This window comes from Sphingobacterium alkalisoli, assembly GCF_005049105.1.
Taxonomy (GTDB): Bacteria; Bacteroidota; Bacteroidia; order Sphingobacteriales; family Sphingobacteriaceae; genus Sphingobacterium; species Sphingobacterium alkalisoli.
In genome coordinates this window covers 35843-58378 of sequence record NZ_SUKA01000005.1, presented here as the reverse complement: position 1 = coordinate 58378, position 22536 = coordinate 35843, and the positions used below count along the sequence as shown (strand labels likewise).

Sequence of the window (22536 nt, the reverse complement as noted above, 5' to 3'; positions counted from 1 at the left end):
TGGCAATGGCATTTTCGCCCGGGATAGCCTGTTCGCCATCCTCATGCATTAAAAAGTAGGTGAGCACATTGGGCGTAGTGCCGGGTGTGCCATTATCTATATACTGCTGCCATACGGCCCTGCTTTGGCCATCGGTAAACAGCGAAGTGGCCTTCACCCTGTCCTGGTGGTCGTAAAAGGTAACTTCCCATTGCGGGCCATTTATAGGATTGCGTGCAGCGGGCGTCTGCCGCAGCACTACGCGGTCTTTGCGGTCATACACAATATCGGTAAAGCCCTCTTCGCCCGGTTGCCGCTGGCCTGTTATTCTACCTGCTCCGTCTTCGTACCGGTACTGGAAACAGAGGTTGTCCCTTACATCAGCGGCCAGCACACCGGCGTTGGCCGTTTCGGTAGCTTTGGGCGGAATAATAAAGCGCAGGCGGTTCAAGGCATCGTACACATAATAGGTAGTGCCGTATATTTTGAGCACATTACCGCCGGAAACTACGTTTTTAAGGTATTTGCGGGTGTACACCGTAAGGCCGCCTTTTGTTTTGTAGCTCAGCTCCTCGGCACCGGATGCATTGGTGGTCGCTGTGCCAAACAGCTCGGCTGCCGCATAGTAACCATTACTTACCGCATCGTTTCCCGATACCGTCCAGATGCGCACTTCATTGGCCGCATTGGTAAGGGTGCGTACGGTGGTGCCGCGGCCTTGGCCCACCTGGCTCAGCCCCGGTTCGTAACGGGTCACCGAACGGTCGGCCGCCGTAGAAGTATTGACTACCGCAGCATAGGCCCTTCCGGCCTCGCCCGGGTACATACTGTTGTAATAGGCCGCCTGCTCGGTAAAGGCCTGGGCATTAAAACCGGCTGTGGTACTGGTATAGGGTAAAAAAGAAATGTCATGCTGCTTGTAGGAAGGGTCTATGGGCTGCACCAGGTGTTTCATAGTGCCCGATACATTGATGAAATTGCGCTGTACCCCCAGGATGCTGCGGTTAAAACCATCGCGGTACACGGTGGCCGATTTAACGGCTTCCGGCGCGGAGTTTTCTCCTACCAGGCCGGCATCCGTTATGGGCAGCATGGGTACAAAGGTGCGCTCGTAATTAAGGCCCCCGGAAGTGTTGAAGCCGGATACATTACCGCTGATGGTGGTGGTGGCCGCACCGGCAGGTACGGTATTGGACAGTACGGGCAGGTTCTGGGCACTGCCGGGTACCGGTTGCAGCACCGGTTGCAGTACCAGGGCGGTAAGGGATAGTAAAAGTGCTTTGCGATAGCGATGCATAAAAAATATTGTAGGGTATGAAGTATTGAAAACTGTTATGGGCTAATCCGCACCGTTTACCACATATTTCTTCTTCGATAGTATATTGCCTTCCTGGTCGCGTACGAGTTGTACCCTGCCAAAGTTGTCGTATTCGATATAGGAAATCCTGCCCCTGCTGTCGGTTTCTGAACTGATGCCCAGGAGCGGTCCGTAGGTCATGGACACCATCGAAGCGCCTACCGGGTGTAAGCGTATATCATCGATATAGTAGATAAAGGGGGAGGAAGGCGTACCGCTGCTCACCAGGCCTACCGGGTCGCTGTTCTGCGGCTGGAACCGGGCTTTATAATACGTCCAGCCATTGCCGGGCGCGTACGCATTGTACAGGGCGATATTGCCCAGGCCGGCACCGGCAAGTGCCGGTGTGCCGCCGGTACACCAGAAGCCGATCTCGTATTCCTTGCTCACGTCCAGCCCGGCTACCCCTATGGGGTTGGTTTCCGTATTTACAATTTTAAGTACTTTGCTGCCGCTGATCTGCACGGCCCCCGGCACCGTACCGGCGCTCAGCACATTGCCCTGGTCATAAGTCCAGCGGCCTTTGTTGCCGGATTCAAAACTGCTGTATGCCATGTCCTGCAACCGGCAATCGGCTACCTCGGCGAGTTTCTTACCGGTAGGGCCGTCCCATATCATGGCTTTGTATATGCCCCGCTTGCCCATCCTGCTTTCCGTAGGATTGCCTTTTTCATCTACCATGATCACCTCGGCGGTCTTATCGAAATAGGTAATGGGGCTACCCGAGAATGCCTGTGCCACCTGCTGATAAGGCTCCGGCACGTTGGGCCCGCCCTGGTATCCGGTATAAGCAGCGGCAGTGAGGGGTTCATTAATGCTCAGTTCATACATGCTTTTCAGTGCTATTTTACCATTGTCATAAGCAAAGGTGCTGATGGAGGCATCCAGCAGCAATGGCTGGCTGGCCGTGATGGTCTTCCAGCGTTCGGTGCCCAATACCAGTTCCAGGCCGGCCTGGGTCAGGTTGAATAGTGTAGTGCCCGGGAGCTGGCCCCCTACGGCGTAATTGTAAATGGTCTTTGTTTGGGTAAAGGAACCATCACTGTCGCGGTTGGTCACTTCTACCAGGTTGTTCCTTGCATCGTAGGCGAACAGGGTGGAATCGATGATGAACCCGTTATCACTATAATAACTGCGGACGGTGGATTTACGGAGCAGGGCAGTGCCGGAATAAGGCCGGTACTCATCCTGAAAAGCCCTTACGTCGCGGATATTACCAAGATTAGCACCCCAGTTTGTTGCTATAAAGGGTGCATTGTCATACTGTACCAACGATTGCCGTGTATTCAGTACTTGTTTGGAAATAGCGGACAGGGAATCGGTATGGAAGGTGTATTCATTTTCTACGGCTTTGGTTATTTTGCCATTGCCATCGTAATAGGTTACCGTTAAGGGAAGGCCCATTTCCCAGTCTTTAAGGTACTGTTTATTGGAAAATGGAACCTCGAAATAGTGGTGTGCCCCGGCGTTTATTTTATAGCGTATGGCATTGCCGTTGCTGGCATCCTGCAGGTTGGTAAAGGTGGTGACCTGCGTGCTGGTCTCAAAACTGGCGCCGAAAGTATGGGCGGTTACTTTGCCATAGCCATGATTGGCACCGTTGACCAAATGATGCGGGCTAACGTAAGTGGCGTTGAAACTGACATGAGTTGCACCGGTCCCCGGCAGCTCGTTCATTGTCTGGTCGGAATGGAAGTACCCGCCTGTTAAAAAGCGTTGTCCCTGTTCATAAGTATATTCCGTAACCCTTTCGTTGCCGGGGCGGAATCGTTCCCGCTCCATTATACGGGATAACCGCAGGCCGTCATTGGCGTTCAGCCCCAGAAAATAGGGGTCGGAAGGTAAAGTGAGTACATTGGCCAGCGGGTTGCTAAGGCCGGAATGTTCTTCGTATATAAATTCCAGTTCTCCGCCGGTAGCGTTTTTTAGTTTTTTGAGCGAACCGGCTTTCTTAAAGACCAGGCTTTCGGTACGGTCGAGTCCATAATAGGCTACGCCATCAAAATTGAATACATAATGAAACGGAATGGAGAGGTCGGGAGAAAACCCGGCCGGCATAAACGAACTTCCACCCCATGTAGCCTTTTTCCCGTTATAATAACCGAAATAATCCTGCCCGCTGCCCCTTACGCCCAAAGGCATTGCATCGTATTCAAAGGTATAATAGGGTTCTGCATTTTCTTCGGCACAATCCAACAGATCAATACCCAGTAATTTAAGTCTGTGGGTAAGGTCCAACCTGTAATTAGAGGGCTGGGTGCTGTTGGGTGGTATATAGGTCATGGTGTTGCAGGAACCTTTACCGGGCAAGGTACCGTAGGGTGCTTCTTCATCGGTAAAGCCCGGAACGGATGCCAGAAAATAAGCATGGTTCAGCTTATAGACCATGCAATTACCACCGGAGGTAACGGTTATTTTTTTCAAGGCCGGGTTGTTGTCGTCACAGCGTTCTGTACCGCCGTATCCAAAATCCACCCGCTCGTCATTGGGGTACTCAATACTGCTGATGGCTACACCGGAACCTTCATAAATACCCGGATAGCCGATCTGAGCAAAAGAACCACCTTCTTCAGAAACATAATTACCGTTCCTGTAAAAAGAATTATCAAGCCTGCTGATATAGTTATATTGAATGGCAGAGCCATTGGGTAAAATGATCTTGTCGATTACCCAATGGGCTATATAACGATAATTTACAATTTGGGGGTTTAAGGATTTGTAGGCACTCCTTAAAGTTTTGCTTTCTTCCGTACCTGCTTTAAAATAATATTGGGTACCCTGAACATCTGTAATCCGGAACCCGAGATCCAAAGGGTCTTCCAGGTATTGTGCCCAACTGCTGAGCGCATTGCCGGCATTCAGCAGCTCTATTGTAGCCCTGTTTTCCGGTACGGTAAGGAGGGCACCCGACTTGCCGATATAGAAGGTAAAGGACATGCCCCCGGCGGACACGATAAATTCATCACTTTCCTTATCGCGGTACACCGTTGTGCGGGCAGCTTCGGCACTGGTTTCAAAGGTTGTGGCATACCTGCCCCTGATCTCGTTATAATCCACATAGCCGCCATACCAATCCCCCATGTCGGGGTATATGGAGATGGGGCCAAAAAATAGCTCATCGGGGATATCCTTCACGATGCGCTGGATGCTGCCGCCGCCCGTTTGGAGCACCCAATTCAAGCCTGCTGAAGATGCTAACTGGTCGGCTTTTACGCCTTTGGTACTGTAATTAAGGGATACACCAAAATTGCCCCCGGTAGCAGCACGGAAAGAATAAATGGGGATATTAACTACCGTACTGCCATCATAAAGATTGGGCACATGGATGCTGCTCAGGCTCACCCCCTCAGATGATCCGTTGGGGTTTAATTTGGAATCCGTTTCGGTGCCCCCTAACTGTTGGGCATATACGATGATGTTGCTTGCACAGGCCAACAATACCAGTATTGCTTTTCGTGCTGATGTGTATTGCATAAATCGATTTAAAGGATGATCTGTATATACGGGTTATTCTTTTTTTATTTTTTATTTGCCCAACCCAACCTTAGCATAAAGGGTGACTTCAAGCCCTGTTGCTGCTGTCTGCCAAAGGCTTGTTGTACTATATTGTCGTTATTTGCTGTAAGAGGATTTTTTGGCGTTACTTCCGAGAGATAACCACGATGGGCGTGCCTGAATATTTGCTTGACGGCCATGGCCGTTTCCGTTGGGGGTTGCGCACAGAGGGTATTGCCACAACACGCGGCAAGGCTTAAACTTAACAGGAGTATCAGGTGGTTGCTCAACGGGCAACAATTATAGGGTTAGGGTAATCTTTTTTCAATTGGTATAGGCAATGCGACGTGGGGTCCAGTGGATAACGTACTTATCATTTCAACTTATAAGTACGCGGTAAAACCACTGCGTCAAAAGATTTCATGATAGAAATCACAAAATTCTGAGAACAAAAATATAAACTATTTACAAAGCACCAAATTATTTTTTTAACTTTTTGTCTACACTACTTTTTTCAACTATCAGATTTGCAGTATACTAACCCCTTAATTTATTCGATGGACTGCCCACTTGTTCAAAGGTTAAACAACTGAAAGACGCGCCTGTTTTCGATCTTAATATGAGATGGGAAAGTATTACCTGGCTACGTTCTTCTAATGTAAGATGGTGACGGTGTTACCTCTCTAATAAGAAATTTACAACGATAAATCGCATCCCAATCTTTAGAAATTCTGTAATAACGGTTGTCACGCAATATAATTTAATGGTATATTTTTAAAGAACTAACTTTATGTATCTTTTCCTGACATCAATACCCTTCCTATGTTTGTAGAACTTAAACCACTACGCAAGATGATGAAGCCCTTAAAAGGCGACCCTTCCAAAAAAAGGTATTATAAAAAACTGTATAAATGGCATTCCGGATTGATCAAGGCCAAACAGCAGGTCTGCTTCAATATGGAAGCAGGTCTTTACGAATTACTATCGGATAGGAAGAAAGGTGTAACCTATTACGATGGATACATTTTGGCCCTGGTAAAGCTTAGCAGTTTCGGCATGGAAAAATTATCACCCCCACAAAAAGTTTATCTGCAGGAATGCATTGATAATATAATGCTCTTTATGGAAAATCAATATACCTATCTGTACCTCCTCAACGGGATGACGTTATTTGAGTCCCCGTTCGGGGAAATGGATGCTGCTGAGATTGAAGGATACATTTTTCAACCCAATCAAGTTGTTGATTGAAACTGATTTTACAATCAGGACAGATAGACCATCTACAGTTTTGCGTTATTGATCAGGGATGCCTTATGGATTAATACTTTTTAATCAAAGTACAACCTGAAAGTGCATTAAAATATGACTACAACACCCAACGGCTTTTTGCTGTGGGTATAACATCCGGGATCTTGGCTGACGAATAAAACATGTCGGTTCGCGAAATAAAATTGCAGGTTTAGCTACAGAACCTGATATTAATCGGTTTAACGTATTGTATGAAAACCGAGATTAAATCAACCATCATTTTTCGTGTACCGAAGTGCTCAACTGAAGCAACCCTGGAAGGTTCCTGGAACGCTTTGAAGGAATCCATTAAAATATCATCGACCAATTTTTATGAGTTGGTTGCAGATCTTGCGTACGAAGATATATCCTCAGCAACACCTGAAATCCAACATACGATCTGGAAGTATTTTAACCGTTCCAAATACCGTGCAACTCCTTACGGCACCTTTGCGGGTGTTGGAATAATGGACAATAAAAACTCCTCCAATAAGCCCATGATTATCAGTGAAGGGCAAAAAGAGCATTCATTCCCGGATTGGTCCCAGACAGAACATTTAGGACGTTTTGGTCCGCTGGATGCCCGAGAGTTCGTCTTAACAAACACCAGCCGTTATAAAGCATTCGGAAAGACCCGGTATCTACTTTACGAGAATCGAAAATTCCATCTTTCCGAAATCAAGGTACAAAAGGAGGTAAACCATATTTTGCGTACGTGTCGAAAAGCAACTCCCCTATCCAAACTACTTGAAGGAAGCCCGGACATCCCGGAAACCCTTGACCTCTTATTAGAAATGATCCAGCATCAACTTGTATTGACAAGCGAACATCCCAATATAATCGGAACGGACTATTTTTTAAGGAGGCAAATACCGGTTCAAAAAAAACAGCCCGGCTATATTATCTCAGAGCGGCCATATATATCCGGAACGCTTCCTACAAGACCTCTCAAGCATCTGCCCGAACTTGCCAACCTACTTTCGTTACTAAGAAAAAAAGACAAAACGACTGATCTTGGCAAATTTATTGAAAAGTTCAGGCAGCGTTACGATATGAAGGCAGTACCACTAATGGAAGCTCTGGATATAGAGGTTGGGATTGGTTATGGTCATTTAGAAGATCCCGAAGAAGCGATGGTAACCTCCTATCTTGAAAAGGAAGAAAACCCTATTGGTCTGGAAGATAAACTTAAAGGACTTTTATTTGGAAAGAAGGACCTGAACAACCAGCCTATTGACCTCTCTACCCTTGAGTTCGAAGGCAGTGAGGCAGTTAGTCTACCAAATACATTGGGTGTGTTGTGCAGTCTGTATGATAATGACCTTGTGATAGAACACATTGGGGGGGCTACGGTAAACTCGCTTGCTGGCCGCTTCAGCCTCATAGGTGGAGCGTTACATGAATATTGCCGCAATATGGCCGAACTTGAACAGACTGCCAATCCGGATATACTGTTTTTTGATGTAGGGTATGCCGGAGAACCCGACGTCGATAACGTCAATAGACGGGCGGGTATCTATGACCTGCAGCTATCCATCCTTTCTTATGACACAAGTCCTGCGCCGCTGCATCTTGAAGACTTTATGCTTTCCCTGCGGGGTAATGATCTTATTTTATTTTCTAAACGGCTTCAAAAACGCCTGGTGCCGCGGATAGCCAGTGCCTATAACTACGGCAGATCCGACCTGTCTGTTTTTCGCTTTTTATGTGACCTGCAGTATCAGGGTATCACCAGTGACTTAAGTTTTTCACTATCTTCCTTATTACCACAGGGGGACTATTATCCAAGGATAAATTATAAAAACATAATCCTCTCTCCTGCCAAATGGAAAGTTCACTACGCTCATTTCGTCGTTGATGCGGAAGAAAACGAAATAACCAATGCAAGAAAAAACCTCGAAAGCTTAAAGCTTCCACGTTATCTCGTTAGCCGTACGTTTGATCGCACCATGACTTTTGATACAGATAACAATGAAGATATGGGGGCTTTGCTTTTCATCCTTAAGAAATTCAGGTCGATTACTTTGGAAGAGGGGTTTATACCACAGGAACCTGTTGTTTATGATATCAGCGGAAAACCATACCATTCTCAACTTCTTATTACCCTGGCACATGATAAGCCTCTTTACAAAGCGCTTCCGGTAAGAAAGAGCAAGCCTGTACCGGCATCCCAGAACTTCTTTTTGCCCGGAGATAACTGGCTTTACCTTCAATTGTTCGTGGCACCATCCCTATCGAATCAACTGCTGGTCAAACACATCAAACCCTACCTTAAAAAGAATATTGAAAAAATAAGCTGTTGGTTCTTTATCCGTTACAACGAAAACGGCGAACACATCCGTATGCGCATCCGTTCAAAGCAGCCAGCAGATTATACGCATTTATTCAGTGCAATGACCACTGTACTGGAGAAGGCTACGCGTAAAGGGTTACTGCAAGATGTGCAAGTATCCACATACCGAAGGGAGATGGAGCGATATGGTATGGCAAACATGGAACGGGTAGAACGTTACTTCCAGTTTGACAGTAGTTATGTCCTGGATAATATTGACTTTGGCGCACTGCAAATGGAACGTTATGGTAAGTGTGTTGGCTTTATACTTTTTATCCTGCCGGCCTATGACAAGAACACGGATGCACAGACCGCATTTATTGATGAAAGAAGCCATAGCTTCTGCCAGGAACATCGAATTAATGCGGATAGTTACCGGATGCTCAACCAGCAATTTGGAGATTTTTTAAAATCGGTCAATATAGTCGAGAGCAAATTAAAGGATCAGTGGTCCGTTCTGAAGTATGAACTGCAGCTCCTGCTGGAGCCATTGGATTTTGAGGTAAAGACTTCACTATTGGCCGATATCCTGCATATGCATTTTAACCGGTTTTTTGTACTCAACCAACGTACCCACGAAATGCAGGTTTATTATTTTATTTCCAAATACCTGCGTTATCGTAAAGCTACCGGTCGTTATCTATTTGGGGAACAATCCACCATCCTTTCGGTTTAATAATTTGTGTATGGTTTTCTGGAAAGTTTGACCGATGTCCAGCACGACACCATTATGGAGCGCTATCTTTTTATAATCATAATTGGCTATTTTATCTACGTTAATGATTATCCCACGGTGTATCTGCACAAAATTGGGTGTTCCCAGCAATGAAAATGTTTTCTTAAGTGGAAGCAGGATAAGGTAATAAACTTCTGCTGTATGGATTTTTGTATAATGATCCATACTTTCAACATATAGGATATCATCTCTTCTGACATTGGTCTTCCTACCGGTTCTCACGTTCTTTACCAGGATGGTTGAATCCAGGTGCTTTTGGATAAATTCTTGGGCCAGTGCCCTCTTCCTGCATCTCAGTAAAGCTTCATTGAACTCATTTTCGAGTACAGGTTTTAGCAGAAAATCAGTTGCGTCCAAACGATATGATTTTAATGCGAATTGGGCGTGTCCTGTGGTAAAAACAATTTGAATATGATCCATGGAAGTTTCCTGTCGCAATCTTCCTGCTAATTCCATTCCGTCCATATCCTTCATTTCAATATCCAGGAAAAGGATATGGATATTGTCACCATTTTGCCGGGCAAAAGTCAGTACGTCTGCGGAACAGGAAAAACTGTCTATGAGATTAACCCCTTCTATCCCTCCTAATAGTTTTTCAAGATGCCTGCGTGCAAAAGCTTCATCATCGACAATTATACAATTCAAAGTCATAGGTTAATAGTTAATTTCAACATATAAATCTTATCCTTGTCCTCCACAATTAATTTGTGCCGGCGACCATACGTATTCTTCAGTCTATCCCGAGTAATACGCATACCTTGGCCTGACGCTGGAAGCTTAGTTTTAGGTAACTTCCCATTTGCAATCAGAATCTCCAATGCCCCCCTTTTGCATTTGATAGTTAAGTTCGCAGGACTGTCCGGACTATCCAACACTGCATATTTCAACATATTTTCAACTAAGGTGAACAGTATTAAGGGCAGAATCTTGATTGTTTTAGCCTGATTTGCATCTACTTCAGTTAAAATATCCAAATAAAAATTTTCTTCAAATCGCAATCTGTGCATTTCGATAAGTCGTGTCACATGCTCCAACTCTTTCTCCAATGTTATCTTTCCGTCCGCGGAAAGATTTTCCCAGGAAAACATTAATGACCTCGACAGTAAATCCAGCATTTTCTCAGCTCGCTCAGGATTACTTTTCATTTCTACCTTTACAAAATATAGTGAGTTATAAATGTGGTGCGGATTGAGAAGCGCGAGAAGATAGCCGTTCTCTAGCTTCCGTTTTAGGCGTTCACGGCTAATATTATGTGAAGCTAGCGCGTAGGCAGCACCATAACCGCAAACTATTACCGAGCGGTAACCGGCATTGATATAAATCATTTCCCTCTCCAATCCTCTAGCTAATTTGAATCGTTCGTTGGTATAAGAAAGTAATATCAATATTGACTCAAAATGGACTAATAATGATATTAAAACTAAGAGAATAAAAACAAGTGAATTTTTATCACATTTAAATATTTGGGCAAATAGAAGCTTGCCTTCAAGAAAAAAGAAAGCAACATTCAAGATATAGAATAATATGTATTGGTCAATTGGTTTCCACCCTCCCAGTTTAACAGAGACGTACATTTCAAGGGAAATTACAAAAGAAATTCCTAGTATATGAAAAAGTAATGAACGGCCATTTATAAGCCACTTTATACTTTTTGTTTCATCAATTTCTTGGTCTACGAATAATTTGAGTTGGTTCACGAAAAAAATTTTAATTGAATTAATCAGCTCATTACCTTTAGGTTGTTATCAAATAAACACTATAAATTCTATAATTATGAAAGCGAAAGCACAAATTAAACGTCAGGCTTTAAGCCACTCAGTAGTATTAACATTCGACGGTAGTAGAACAGGAAAAATGAAAGGGAACAAGCCCTCAGATCCGACAACAACCACGGCACTTACATTCCCAACTACGACTTGTCTGCAATAAGCTACTTTTCTTAATATTATTAGCTTTTGGCTTATGTAACTGAAAACAGAGCCGGTAACCAATCCGGCCTACTTCTAAAAATCATGTTGTTCTTTTCTTTACGTATAGAAATAATCTACTTCCATTTTCATAAAACTACTTTTCTGAATTATTAAATTATAATAAACAATCAGCATTAACGATAATTTACCAATTGGACTGATACGCATGTACATCCACTTTTACCAAACTCCTACTATTAAGACAGCCGATAAGCGATCAAAACCAATATCTACGCGTAGCCTATATTATTCTACACTCGATAAACAATCTTGTAATGACAGCCCGTAAAGTATTATCCGAAATATTCATCTATCTGATTGCCTTACTATGGTTATATGCGTCAGTGTACAAATTTTTACAAGTCGAAAACAGTATCAACCAATTAGTGGATAGTCCATTGATTGCACCGTATGCGGTATTATTGGGGTACGCACTGCCAGTAATAGAATTTGTCCTGTTTGTGTTGTTGCTTCTGCCAGGGACAAGACGGATTGCTTTATTTGGTTCTGCCGTATTACTCACAATATTTATAGTGTACATCATTATCATTCTAAACTTCTACAAAGCAGATACACCATGTATTTGCGGTGGGATCATATCAAAATTGAGCTGGAAAAATCATGTCTATTTTAATCTCGCTTTCTTAATGATGAGTATTTATAGCGTGATAGAACCAAATATTGGCTCGTTTAACAGAGCACAAAAGAGAATAACCCTTACTCAAACCTAAAAGCAAATTAACCAGGCGACGCCGAAAACCTGCAGAAACGAGTAGGCCATATTTCATCACACAAAATCATTAGCCCTGTTAGTGGTAAGCTTATCTTAAAATCATTTTTACTTTCTTTAATTTTTTTAATTATGAAAAAGATCAAATTTTTCGCAATGGCTGCCGTATTCACAATAGGCATCGGTGGTGCTGTTATAGCCAGTAATACAACTCAAACTGCAAATGTTCAGAACAATGGAACAGCAGACAATCCACAATGGGTGCCATTAGAAGACAACAACGGTTGTGACGGTGGAACAATGCGTCCATGCACCGGTTATCAGGCGTTTGAAAACGGACCAGTTACCCCAATAAGTTTTGGAGATAAGTTGTAAATAGTACATAGGTAGTATGACAAATAGGACTGCAATTGCAATTTTACAAGTGTAGTCCTATTTTTATTAATTATACGCTTCCTTATCTCTTATTATCAACACATTAGCCAATGCTTGCTTCTCAACTAGCTTTAATTTGTACTTATCCAATTGTTCATTCACTTCCTTCACATCCCGAAAATTATTTAGCTCTAAATCCAAATCTATATAATAGTCTATACCTGTCTGATCGATTAATATCGGCCCGGTAACATAATAGTAAAACGCAAGATCTGTTAAAAAGCTTTTTACTAAACTATTGGTAGATTTATAGCTAAAGCGGTCTCGCTTTACACTCCATTTTTCGCCTTTTGCTTTCAGCATTTCATTATTGCCTGTACTTATAAGGACAAGACAAGGCTCTATTCGTTTTTCAATATCTATTTCATACTCTCGGAAGAAATTTTGCACATCCGATTTCATGATCTCGAAAATCTCCTTTTCAGGTCTGGGTGATATACTCAATTCGTAACAGAAGCTATTCTCTTTTTGCCAATTATGAAACGGACCTCCTGAAAGAGCCGTGGTTAGTCTTTCCTTATCCTTAACTTCTATTTTAACTGATGCGTCCTGAAAAAACTGTCGCCCTTCACCAAAAGACCATGTAAAAAAACTCAATCTCGTCATGTTCTTGAATACTATTCTATAATTTTTCGTTGTATCATTTAATTGTGAGTAAGCCCCGCTCATTAAATTTTCCACATGAGGTGAAAAGAAGGAGTAGTGATTAACTGTTTTGTCCAGAAAATTAGGTAGTTGTGACAAATATGGTAGTAATGGTTCGGAAAATTTATGATCAAGCCATTTATCGACTTTTGTATCCCACGTTGTAGTAGACAAATTATTTAGTACGGCATCTATATTTTGTTTATTAATTTCACCTGCCCTTGTAATTGCAATTACTTCCCGACTTTTGGTATTGATCCAAACGTAATGGGGCAGATAGTAATGAGGGAATAATTTGTATAATATGGTGTCACCATAGATAACAGGAATATTAAATCTAGCACCTCTATTGTGCTCCAATTTCTCTAAAAATGAATGTGCTTTTTCTTTTAGTTCTTTGGTCACAGAGAGAAAAACCAGATCATTGGTAAACGTTTGCATTAATGCATTCATTTTAGGTAACATTTCTATGCAAGGGGCACACCATGTAGCCCAAAAGTCTATTATCAACAGTTTCTCACTGAAGTCAGATACTTTTGATGCCGTTTTATTGTAATTGTATATTTTCTCAATCGTTATATCCGCTATTGTATCTCCAACTTCTAGGTTACTAAAGACCTTCATCTGTTGAGCTGCTATCTTGGTTATGGGAAACATTGATAAAAGAACAAGCCCAATTTTGTAAATAATAGTATGCTTCATGGTCATCTTGTTAGTCATTGTTAATTCTAATATTTTGTTCCATGCCCGTTTCATTAATTTCTTCCGCCGGGATAGCAAAAACATATCTACTACTATTCGGTTGGAGTGTATACGTTTCTCCGTTATATGTTCTGGTAAGTGTTCTTGCAAACCTGCTATCTATATTTAGCCTGCGGAGATCAAACCACCCCGTTCGTGTTATCAGTTCCTTGCGCCTTTCTTGTAAAGTCCAGACAAGTATCTCTTCGCTATCTTGAGAACTGTACGGCACAAATGACGCATTGTTATATCTGTTTTTACAGAGCATATTTAACGCTTCCAATGCATCGTTCGACCTGTTCAGACGGACTTCGCATTCTGCTACAGTCAACCAAACTTCATCGGTCGTCAAACCGCTGTAAAGAATCGTAGTACCATTGTAGTTGCCAATAAAATTTCTATTCGCATTGAAGTACCTTGTCTTCCTTAAATCGTTTGAAGCGTACATATCCAAGACATCCTGTCTTACCTGAAAAGCAGTGCTGTTTGCCTGAGCACTCTGGTTACTTCTTTGATTGAAGATAATCTCCGGATTAGGGACAACAAAAGGATTTGGAAAAGTACGGGGTGTTGATATAGGTACGTTATTGAAATCAATCAGTTCTGATTGAATCTTTAGGCATTCCCTGGCGTAGAAGAGTGCCTTCTCATAGTCCTGCATACCCAAATACACCCTCGACATTAGCGCATAAGCTCCAGCTCTATTTGGATCTGTTATGAACTGCTGTCTATCAGGCAATAACGCGGTTGCCTCTATAAGGTCCGAAAGAATAAAGTCCATAGTTTGCTTCAGCGTAGATCGCTGCTCCAATCTCGAAACGTCCGAGGACGTCCGAATGGGCAATCCCAAATCGACATCTGCATTTAATGCTTGGTACGGCTTTGTAAAGTTGAGTACTAGTTCTACGTAAGCCATTGCCCTAAAGAATAATGCACTACCTTTTAAAGCGTTCAGTCTCTCCAGTCCTACTGTCTTCTCATCTAATTGCTCAATACCTTCCAATACAATATTAGCATTCATGACCTGTAAAAAAGGAAGTCTCCAGGCAGGAGAGAATAATTGAGTCTCGTAGACATCTGCGTTCCATAGATAAGTATTTCTTACTATTATGGAAGTACTGGTAATGTATGCGTCTGTATAAATAAACTCTCCATCAGATACTACACTTGAAAATGCTCCAGTGTTCATGTCGTTGGTGAAACTCAGTAGTGCCTTGTAGTCTTCATATTTAGTTGGAATAACCAAAGATTTGGAGGTACGTTCGTCTAAAAAACCCTTATGGCATCCCACTAATATTAAATGTAAGAGTATGTAAATAAATCTTTTCATAATTGTTCAATTAAAAGTCTGCATTTAAACCAATGGAAAAAGTACGAACAGGAACAAAAGAAGCCCTGTAATAATCCGGGTCAGCATAGGTATCCGTTGCTTTCCAAAGTATTCCCAAATTATTCGCATAAGCATATACCCTGATGTTTCGGACAGGTAGCGAGCGAATAGATCGGTTATTTATATCATAGGACAATACTATATCTTGTAGACGGAAATTGTCTCCTTTCTCTACCAAAACCTCTGATAAAGTATAAAATCCACTTCTGCCAGAATGAGCCGTCAAAGACGGTAAGGATGGTATATGGGTATGCAAATCGTCTCCAGGATTTTGCCACCTGTTTTCGTAATCCCCGTGAGATATTGTTCCAACATTGACAAGATCATAATTTACAGAAGGTTTTCTAAAGAAATAATCAAATCTGTAAGAAATATTTGCAGACAGCGAAAAATTGCGATAAGCAAATGTGTTCCTTATTGCGCCAAAGTACCTGGGACGGGCAGTACCGAAGTATGTAAGTTTATCTATATCACTGTTTACCTCATTTTGCATTGCTGTATAATCCATACTGATTTCTCCATTCAGATAACCTTGGGGGTCGCCTGTTTGCGAATTAAGACCTGCCCATTTATATCCATAGAGAGCAAATAGTGGCTTTCCCTCATATGGATATATACCCTCACCGGGCGAGTTGACAATAACATTAACTATACTTGCTGTCGTCAGCAATTTTGATTTCGTAACCTTGTCGGATGTAAACGACATTTGCAAATCAGTCGTCCAGTTAAATCTTCCTTCTATATTACGTGTCTGAAGATTAATGTCTATCCCTTTAGCCTCTGTGTTTGCGTAGTTTCCGGTAAACTGTTGTACTCCCGACTGCGTTGCATAAGGTACCGTGGAAATAATGTCATACCCCCATTTCTTATATATATCGAAAGAGCCACTAATCCTGCTATCAAGAACCCCAAAGTCAACACCAAAATTCATGGTGTTTATTTTTTCCCAACGCAAATTCGGATTCGGAGCATTTCTTAGGGTTGCATATTGTTGTCCCGTCAAAGGATCTACCGAGCTACTATATGCGATCGTGGATAGTGCAGATATGCCCCTGTTCACATTTCCTGAAGTCCCATAGGTAGCTCGAAGCTTTAGCTGTTGTATCCATAAAGGTGTAAGAAAAGCTTCTTTTTCGAGGTTCCATGCCACTCCTAATGAATACAACGGTACTCCTTTTTTATTGGTTTCTACACCAAATATATTACTTCGATCAAACCGGACAGAGCCAGACAAAAGGTATCGCTTATCGTACAGATAGCTCGCATTACCATAGATAGACACAAACCGATCAGTTAGGTCAGAACTTACATCCATATTTGGTATACGAAGTTGATAGGCAGCCAGTACATAAGTCGGAAACAGGTTTACGTAATTGACAAGTTTGGATGTGGCATATTCATCCTCATATCCATAAAGTCTTGTTTCGGAGCCTTGCGTACGCTGATCCCTTATTTCATATCCAGCTATCGCATTCATTTCATGTAATTTTGCGATACTGTGGTCAAAGTTTAGCTGCGCCCGAAAATTGTGTGATGAAATACTGGAAATATCAGTATCCAGTATTCCGCCCAAAGGAATGTTGCGTGTTGCTAAATTTGTGCCAGTCGCAATATTCGTGTAGTAATTGATTAGATTGCGGGTAAAATAGGTGTCTGTACTGTAATGTTGCCTTTGATCGTTAGTTGTGTTCCCATACTGATAGAATACTTGCGCATTGAACATCTGGTTGATGTTGTATTTCAGTGAAGTGTTTATTCTATAATCAATTGTTTTTCGTGTATTGTCCGCATGGTCAAGTTCGTCCAAGGGGCGATAGTACCAATCGAGCAGACCTCTTTCCATCCCTATCTCGGCAAATGGAATGCGGATATTGTTAGTAAGCGCAAGCGGATTACTGTGTTCGTCCGCCAACCTGGCATAAGGGTACATCGTTGAGGATATACCTCCCGAAAAGGTGGTATATCGCAGTGATTCAACCGCATTATTATCCCTACTATTATCGGTATAAAAAATAGACGTACCCAGTTCTAAGCTATTGTTGAAGAACCCATAAGTATTGTTTGCATTAATGGTAATCCTATCAAGTCCGTTGCCAACTTCACTATTTAAATTTTTATCGTAGCCGACAGACAACAGATATCTTTGGTTTGATGAACCACCCTGCAAGCTTAGTGCATATTGTTGGTTTTGTTGGTTTCTGTAAAGGTATTTCTCAATATCATTGCGAACATCATACGTCCTCAATTGAGCAATATTATCATCGATCTCCGATGCGAGTTCTGGATTATCCCTCTTGCGAATAAGCAACTCGACCAATGGTGTCAATGGATAATTGAGCGCATATTGATTAAGCTCTCCGGGACGATATACATTTAAATCGAATAGGCGCATTTCATTATCTATGAAATCAGAAGTACTCATGACTGGCTGGTAAAACATATCCGGTTTTGCACCTATGGTATAATTCGTATTAAAGTTTACTTGTGGCTTTTGATTCAGCTTTCCTTGCTTGGTGGTAATAACAATCACACCGTTACCTGCTAGGGCTCCCCAAATCGAGGAGGCAGCAGCATCTTTAAGTATTGTGATATTCTCCACATCATTAGGATTGATGTTATTGATGTCCCCTTCATATGGGAAGTTATCAATAACTATCAATGGCCTACTGGTATTTTCTGATATGGATGTTTGCCCCCTTATGACTAACCCTTGTGCTGCACCAATACCTTTATTAAAGATTAGTCCAGGCACTACATCGGCTATACGATCCATAACTCCTGTGCTCACCGTTCGGTTAAGCAATTCATTATTTATCTGGGAGAATGAACCTGTGGCTCTTTCCTTGGGGATTGACTGAATACCGGTACTTATCGTAATATCTACTTCTTTAATTTCGCCAAAAGCTATAGCCATCGCAATTGGCATATCTATTTTATCTGCAACAATCCTTCGGGGTTGATAACCGATCAGTTCCAATGAAAGGACATCGTCCGAGGACACGCCATTCAGCTCAAATTTCCCTTCGCTGTCGGTAGCGGTCGCTATATTTTTGTTTTGAACCCTCACGGTAACTCCTGCTAACGGATTCCCCAAACTGTCTACCACGCGTCCACGAATAGTCTCTTGTTGCAGTTCCGTACTATTACCAGTTTGCTTTTGTATACCTCTAGCAACTGGCCTCTCCTTAATCAGGATGGTTTTATTCTTGATTTCATAGTCGAGGGGTTGGTCCTTAAAGATCATTTCCAATGCCCTGATCAGTTCGATAGACCGGAGTTCGATAGTGACGGGAGTTGCCTTCTCTAAAATGGCGGCATTAAATGCAAAATCATATCCTTTGCTTTGTTTTCTCAGTTCTTTGATTACATTCACAAGCTTCTCGTTCCTAACAGAAAGGTCTATCTGTTGGGAAAAGGTGCTGGCTATCGAAGAGAAGCTGAACAAACAGATAAAAAGGACAATGAGCTTCATAAGGAGTAGTAGTTTTATAGGATGTATTTTACCCCGATGTTCGGGATAAAGCCTATTGGTAAAACTGGCTTTCATTTATTCATGATTTGGGATACAAGGCATAAGCACTAAATTGCCACAACATATGTCGGCTATGAATTACATCCGATAATGCTTATGTTTGTATCGTTGGTTAATGGATTATATAGTTGTCAAACATTTATTTTGTGACCGACACCCGCCGGAACTGCTCTAACAGCTCCGGCATTTTTAATGATGTCCGGCAAACACATTGAAACAATTACTTTCTGACAGTTACCCTCCTTCCTTCGATAGTGAATTTAAGGTCCACAATTTCTTCCAGCGTATTTAACACTTCAGAAAGCTTCCTGTTTCGTCCAATTTCGGCATAGATGCGCTCGTTTACAGTCGCTTTAGGATAATCAAAGGTTACATCATACCAGCGCTCCAATTGGGCAAATGTTTCCTCCAGTGGCGTATCATTAAACACAAACTGGTTATGTACCCAGGATATGTAATCATCAGTAGAAACAGCTTCCACCTTAAATTTTCCGTTCTCTAATACAGACTGTTGACCGGGATTTAGTACGACATTTTTTGTATTCGCTGCATGGAGATTTACCCTACCTTCTATCAGCGTGGTTACGGCTTTGTCAGCGTTATAGGTGGAGGCATTGAAGGCCGTACCCAACACCTCAATCTGTTGCGTATTACTCTTCACCCGAAAGGGCTGTGACGGGTTATGTGCGACTTCAAAGTAACCTTCGCCATCTAATGTTACCAGACGTTCGGCGGCACTAAAGCGGGAAGGATAGGAAAGTGATGAGGCCGCATTCAGAATGACCTTAGTACCGTCCGGCAGGGTTACTCTGTACTGTCCACCGTTTGGCGTGATTACCGTGGCATGGAAAACTGCTTCCCCGGTCAACATCGTACCATCTTCGTACCGGATACCGTCCTCGCCTATCAGGATGCCTTCTTTTGAATCATTGAGTTCATATTTAATACCGTCCCCTAAGGTAAGTGTAGCCTTGTTGGTACCGGGCAGCACATCATCACCATATTTACTGGTAAGCTGCGGTTGCTCCGGTATCCTGAGGTAAAAATAGAAATAGGTTGTCGATACCCCCAAAAGGAAAAGCATTGCCGCCGCATAGGGAAGCCATCGCTTGAATCGACCGGTAAGTATTGGTACAGCTTGTCGCTCTGTTATCTTATGTTTGATCTTAAGTAATAGCCTGTCTGTAACTTCGTCCGGATCGTTGTGATCCTGTGTATCTTCTTCAAGCTCCAGTTCAGCACGTATAAGGCCGCGCAATGCTTCCGGGGAAGATTGCCCGAAATAGGACAATAAATCTTCGGTTTCTTCCCGTGTTGCCTTGCCGGTAAGAAACTTTTTATAGAGCTGTAGTATGTGCTGATTACTGTCCACTTTTATCCCTTTTTATTACGTGTACGTTTGTAAAAGGAAAACGGACTATCCGGATATGAAAAAAAGTAAAAAAAATTACGGCATCGGGGACAATGCCAGTAAAAGTAGCATTGGAGGTACATGATTACCCTGCCTGCCAAAGTACACTTTTAGTGATTGGGTGGCTTTCACTATATGGTTGTGTATGGTATTGGGCGATATTCCCATAATGGTAGCGGCTTCCTCGTAACTTTTCTCTTCCAGCTTACACAGGATAAATGCCTGCCGGCGTTGGGGAGGAAGTGTTGCAATAGCCCGGTCTATAAGGTCGTTGGTTTCGTCCTTGAATATAGATTCTTCTATATGTTCGTAAGCCTCGTTGCTTATAGATAGAATAGCATCATGAAGCTTTTGATCTCGGGCTGCTTTACGGTAAAAGTCATAGACCATATTTTCTGCAATACGGTACAGGTATGCAGAAAAAGGTTGATTAACATCCACTTTTTCCCGTCGCTCCCATATCCTGACAAATAGTTCCTGAAAGAGTTCTTCCACCTCTTCATCTATTTTAATCATTCGCCGGAACTTCCAGTAGATACGTTTACTGTAGGTGTGGTACAAGGTTTCAAACGCAACATAGTCGCCATCCCGCAATTTTATGAGCAAGTCCTTCTCGTTGTATGGAGGCATTCGGGTCACGCTATTTGGCCGTCACAATTTCTTATAAATATATTAATATTAATTTAATATCTAAAATTTGCTTGCTTTTTCTCTTGATTTGTTCAGAATGATCTGCAGATTGGAGAACATTTAAAAATAAAAGCTAAGAGGCTTCCCAAATTCAAAACCGGCAAGGGATTGAGTGAGATTGGGGCTAAGGCAAAAAGCTTAAGAAATAGCTATTGATTTATGGTATGTACAAAAAGGTTTACCCTAATCTAATTCTTACCATTATCCATTTCGCAGCCTCTTTCGGCAGTTCTGAAATGCAATGGAAGGGTTGCCGAATGTGGCTGTACCATTTTAGCGATGCAGCAGCCCCGAAGCCATGAGGGGTTGCTGCATCGCCACCTGCATTTGGCTTATCGAAAAGCTAAAGTTTTACCCTGAGCTAATTCCTAACCTTACCAATGCCGCAGCCTCTTTCGGCAATGCTGAAATGCAATGGAAGGGTTGCCGAATGTGGCTGTACCATTTCCGCGAGCCAGCGGCCCCGAAGCCATGAGGGGTTGCTGGCGAGCCGCCCGCACCTGGCTATCAGGCGACTTTAATGGGGTGGGTGGTGAAATTCTTCAGGTTATGAAAGAAGCCCCATAAAAGCGAACAGCTCATTTGTGTAAGGGATGAATTGATAAATAAATCCTGTTTTTCCGACGCCTCCGCTAGACTACAGCTCAGTGTATCGTCCTGCTGTTCGGACTGCTTCAATAGCGCTCCGTAATCTTTCGTAATCAAACGCCGATGATTTGCATAGCTTGATTTTCTTATTATGAGTAATGTGTTTCGTTTCCCTTCCCTGCCAAAAACTATTTTCCAAAAGAAAAAGGCAAAAAAGAAAGCAATGAAAGAGTGTGGCGATAGCGGAGAGCCAAAAGGAAACGGAATAAAAGAAGGGCCTGTGCGGTGGGGAGAAATGCCCAATTCCGCTGAAAATAAAATCACTAAAAAATGGGCATTGGGTTTATGCCGTAGTCTTTTGGCTGCCTTGTGCGGCGGCCGCCACACTACATTAGCTGCCCTTTTTAGCCTGTTCTGCCAGGAAAATCAGTTTATAAAAAAGCCTACTGCTTTCCGAAGGTTAAGGCTTTGGAGGTAGTTAAAGATACTTTACAGGTCAAAAAAATAGCTTGCCATCAGGGCAAGCTTTCGGTTGGGCTGTAGATTAATTGAAATGCCGTATCACTGGATTTATTGTATCCAACTTAATTGCGACCGCAGCGCGGTCACAATTTCGAAATACACGATATAACTGCCTCTATCGTTCTAATTGGGGATGATAGAAACCTCAACCAAATCCAGATTGCAATTGTTGAGAAGCATCAGAAGGATATTGAGAAAACAGAACATAAAAGCAAATCGAGAAATATTAAAATTAATTTTATATAAATATTTTGGTTACTTTTATAGCATAGTATAAATTTTAAAATAATTATTTCAGGGCATTAAATGGATGATCGAAGAGTCTCACTTATTTTTAAGGAATAGTATTGGTAATACCTACCTACGCATACTCAATAACTTCATTAAATCTTCCAACAATTGGTTCGATGTTAGTCCCATAGGGTTCACTAAATAAAGCTCAATCGAAAGATTGGGCTTTTTTGTATCCCATGGGATGAGAACGAAGCGTTGGGATGGGTTCGAACTTAAGCGAAGCTCGTTGCGGAATAGCGTGCGGGAATCGAGGGGCGCAACTAATCCCAGCGGGATCACTAAATAAAGCTCAATCGAAAGATTGGGCTTTTTTGTATCCCATGGGATGAGAACGAAGCGTTGGGATGGGTTCGAACTTAAGCGAAGCTCGTTGCGGAATAGCGTGCGGGAATCGAGGGGCGC

16 protein-coding genes and 1 pseudogene are annotated in these 22536 nt (G+C 42.5%); 6 read left to right on the top strand and 11 right to left on the bottom strand.

Annotated features, from left to right (window positions below; translation table 11 throughout):
• Positions 1 to 694: 694 nt before the first annotated feature.
• A pseudogene (locus tag FAZ19_RS24565) lies at positions 695 to 1072 on the bottom strand (DUF6443 domain-containing protein); the annotation flags it as partial.
• A 37-nt stretch (positions 1073 to 1109) separates the two neighbouring features.
• Between FAZ19_RS24565 and FAZ19_RS23905 the strand changes: the two are divergent.
• Positions 1110 to 1268, top strand: a complete 159-nt coding sequence (locus tag FAZ19_RS23905) for a hypothetical protein (protein ID WP_169305675.1) — start codon at positions 1110 to 1112, stop codon at positions 1266 to 1268.
• 50 nt (positions 1269 to 1318) lie between these two features.
• Here FAZ19_RS23905 and FAZ19_RS15800 read toward each other — a convergent pair whose 3' ends face one another.
• Positions 1319 to 4810, bottom strand: a complete 3492-nt coding sequence (locus tag FAZ19_RS15800) for a hypothetical protein (protein ID WP_136821723.1) — start codon at positions 4808 to 4810, stop codon at positions 1319 to 1321.
• Between the two features lie 873 nt (positions 4811 to 5683).
• Between FAZ19_RS15800 and FAZ19_RS15795 the strand changes: the two genes are divergently transcribed.
• Both FAZ19_RS15795 and FAZ19_RS15790 read left to right on the top strand, forming a co-directional pair.
• Complete coding sequence (locus tag FAZ19_RS15795; protein ID WP_136821722.1) at positions 5684 to 6079, top strand: hypothetical protein; 396 nt, start codon at positions 5684 to 5686, stop codon at positions 6077 to 6079.
• Between the two features lie 251 nt (positions 6080 to 6330).
• Positions 6331 to 9126 (top strand): lantibiotic dehydratase, encoded by a 2796-nt coding sequence (locus FAZ19_RS15790; protein ID WP_136821721.1) that lies wholly within the window; start codon positions 6331 to 6333, stop codon positions 9124 to 9126.
• On the opposite strand, the gene FAZ19_RS15785 is transcribed toward FAZ19_RS15790, so the two are convergent.
• Both FAZ19_RS15785 and FAZ19_RS15780 read right to left on the bottom strand, forming a co-directional pair.
• Complete coding sequence (locus FAZ19_RS15785) at positions 9091 to 9837, bottom strand: LytR/AlgR family response regulator transcription factor (RefSeq protein WP_136821720.1); 747 nt, start codon at positions 9835 to 9837, stop codon at positions 9091 to 9093. The genes FAZ19_RS15790 and FAZ19_RS15785 overlap by 36 nt on opposite strands.
• The gene (locus FAZ19_RS15780) at positions 9834 to 10883 is read right to left on the bottom strand and encodes a sensor histidine kinase (RefSeq protein WP_136821719.1); all 1050 of its coding nucleotides are present in this window, start codon (positions 10881 to 10883) and stop codon (positions 9834 to 9836) included. The genes FAZ19_RS15785 and FAZ19_RS15780 overlap by 4 nt, the downstream gene beginning before the upstream one ends.
• 548 nt (positions 10884 to 11431) lie before the next feature.
• Between FAZ19_RS15780 and FAZ19_RS15775 the strand changes: the two genes are divergently transcribed.
• Together FAZ19_RS15775 and FAZ19_RS15770 are read left to right on the top strand one after the other, a co-directional pair.
• Positions 11432 to 11887, top strand: a complete 456-nt coding sequence (locus FAZ19_RS15775; RefSeq protein WP_136821718.1) for a MauE/DoxX family redox-associated membrane protein — start codon at positions 11432 to 11434, stop codon at positions 11885 to 11887.
• Positions 11888 to 12018: 131 nt separating this feature from the next.
• Entirely contained in the window at positions 12019 to 12261 is a 243-nt protein-coding gene (locus tag FAZ19_RS15770; RefSeq protein WP_136821717.1) for a hypothetical protein, read from the top strand.
• 66 nt (positions 12262 to 12327) lie between these two features.
• Here the strand turns inward: FAZ19_RS15770 and FAZ19_RS15765 are convergent, their stop codons facing one another.
• The 6 genes from FAZ19_RS15765 to FAZ19_RS15740 all read right to left on the bottom strand — a co-directional run bounded on the left by FAZ19_RS15765 (position 12328) and on the right by FAZ19_RS15740 (position 21435).
• On the bottom strand, positions 12328 to 13590 hold the full coding sequence (locus FAZ19_RS15765) for a TlpA family protein disulfide reductase (protein ID WP_169305674.1): 1263 nt from the start codon (positions 13588 to 13590) through the stop codon (positions 12328 to 12330).
• Positions 13591 to 13678: 88 nt separating this feature from the next.
• On the bottom strand, positions 13679 to 15037 hold the full coding sequence (locus FAZ19_RS15760; protein ID WP_136821715.1) for a RagB/SusD family nutrient uptake outer membrane protein: 1359 nt from the start codon (positions 15035 to 15037) through the stop codon (positions 13679 to 13681).
• A gap of 10 nt (positions 15038 to 15047) precedes the next feature.
• Positions 15048 to 18644, bottom strand: a complete 3597-nt coding sequence (locus FAZ19_RS15755) for a SusC/RagA family TonB-linked outer membrane protein (RefSeq protein ID WP_136821714.1) — start codon at positions 18642 to 18644, stop codon at positions 15048 to 15050.
• 205 nt (positions 18645 to 18849) lie between these two features.
• A complete protein-coding gene (locus FAZ19_RS15750) occupies positions 18850 to 20001 on the bottom strand; it encodes a FecR family protein (protein ID WP_136821713.1) in 1152 nt (383 codons plus the stop codon).
• A 75-nt stretch (positions 20002 to 20076) separates the two neighbouring features.
• Positions 20077 to 20670: an RNA polymerase sigma factor gene (locus tag FAZ19_RS15745; RefSeq protein WP_136821712.1), complete on the bottom strand. Its 594-nt coding sequence runs from the start codon at positions 20668 to 20670 to the stop codon at positions 20077 to 20079.
• A gap of 567 nt (positions 20671 to 21237) precedes the next feature.
• A complete protein-coding gene (locus FAZ19_RS15740) occupies positions 21238 to 21435 on the bottom strand; it encodes a ubiquitin-activating E1 family protein (protein ID WP_229707627.1) in 198 nt (65 codons plus the stop codon).
• A 34-nt stretch (positions 21436 to 21469) separates the two neighbouring features.
• Between FAZ19_RS15740 and FAZ19_RS15735 the strand changes: the two genes are divergently transcribed.
• The gene (locus FAZ19_RS15735) at positions 21470 to 21796 is read left to right on the top strand and encodes a hypothetical protein (protein ID WP_136821711.1); all 327 of its coding nucleotides are present in this window, start codon (positions 21470 to 21472) and stop codon (positions 21794 to 21796) included.
• Between the two features lie 401 nt (positions 21797 to 22197).
• Here FAZ19_RS15735 and FAZ19_RS24125 read toward each other — a convergent pair.
• Positions 22198 to 22536: hypothetical protein (locus FAZ19_RS24125; RefSeq protein ID WP_211245521.1), on the bottom strand; the 339-nt coding region annotated here is incomplete at its 5' end.

What these genes read in the sequence shown, in the direction of transcription:
- FAZ19_RS15800 (WP_136821723.1), bottom strand. Translation starts at nt 4,810, where the DNA reads ATGCAATACACATCAGCACGAAAAGCAATACTGGTATTGTTGGCCTGT.
- FAZ19_RS15795 (WP_136821722.1), top strand. Translation starts at nt 5,684, where the DNA reads ATGATGAAGCCCTTAAAAGGCGACCCTTCCAAAAAAAGGTATTATAAA.
- FAZ19_RS15790 (WP_136821721.1), top strand. Translation starts at nt 6,331, where the DNA reads ATGAAAACCGAGATTAAATCAACCATCATTTTTCGTGTACCGAAGTGC.
- FAZ19_RS15785 (WP_136821720.1), bottom strand. Translation starts at nt 9,837, where the DNA reads ATGACTTTGAATTGTATAATTGTCGATGATGAAGCTTTTGCACGCAGG.
- FAZ19_RS15775 (WP_136821718.1), top strand. Translation starts at nt 11,432, where the DNA reads ATGACAGCCCGTAAAGTATTATCCGAAATATTCATCTATCTGATTGCC.
- FAZ19_RS15770 (WP_136821717.1), top strand. Translation starts at nt 12,019, where the DNA reads ATGAAAAAGATCAAATTTTTCGCAATGGCTGCCGTATTCACAATAGGC.
- FAZ19_RS15765 (WP_169305674.1), bottom strand. Translation starts at nt 13,590, where the DNA reads ATGAAGGTCTTTAGTAACCTAGAAGTTGGAGATACAATAGCGGATATA.
- FAZ19_RS15760 (WP_136821715.1), bottom strand. Translation starts at nt 15,037, where the DNA reads ATGAAAAGATTTATTTACATACTCTTACATTTAATATTAGTGGGATGC.
- FAZ19_RS15755 (WP_136821714.1), bottom strand. Translation starts at nt 18,644, where the DNA reads ATGAAAGCCAGTTTTACCAATAGGCTTTATCCCGAACATCGGGGTAAA.
- FAZ19_RS15745 (WP_136821712.1), bottom strand. Translation starts at nt 20,670, where the DNA reads ATGCCTCCATACAACGAGAAGGACTTGCTCATAAAATTGCGGGATGGC.
- FAZ19_RS15735 (WP_136821711.1), top strand. Translation starts at nt 21,470, where the DNA reads ATGAGTAATGTGTTTCGTTTCCCTTCCCTGCCAAAAACTATTTTCCAA.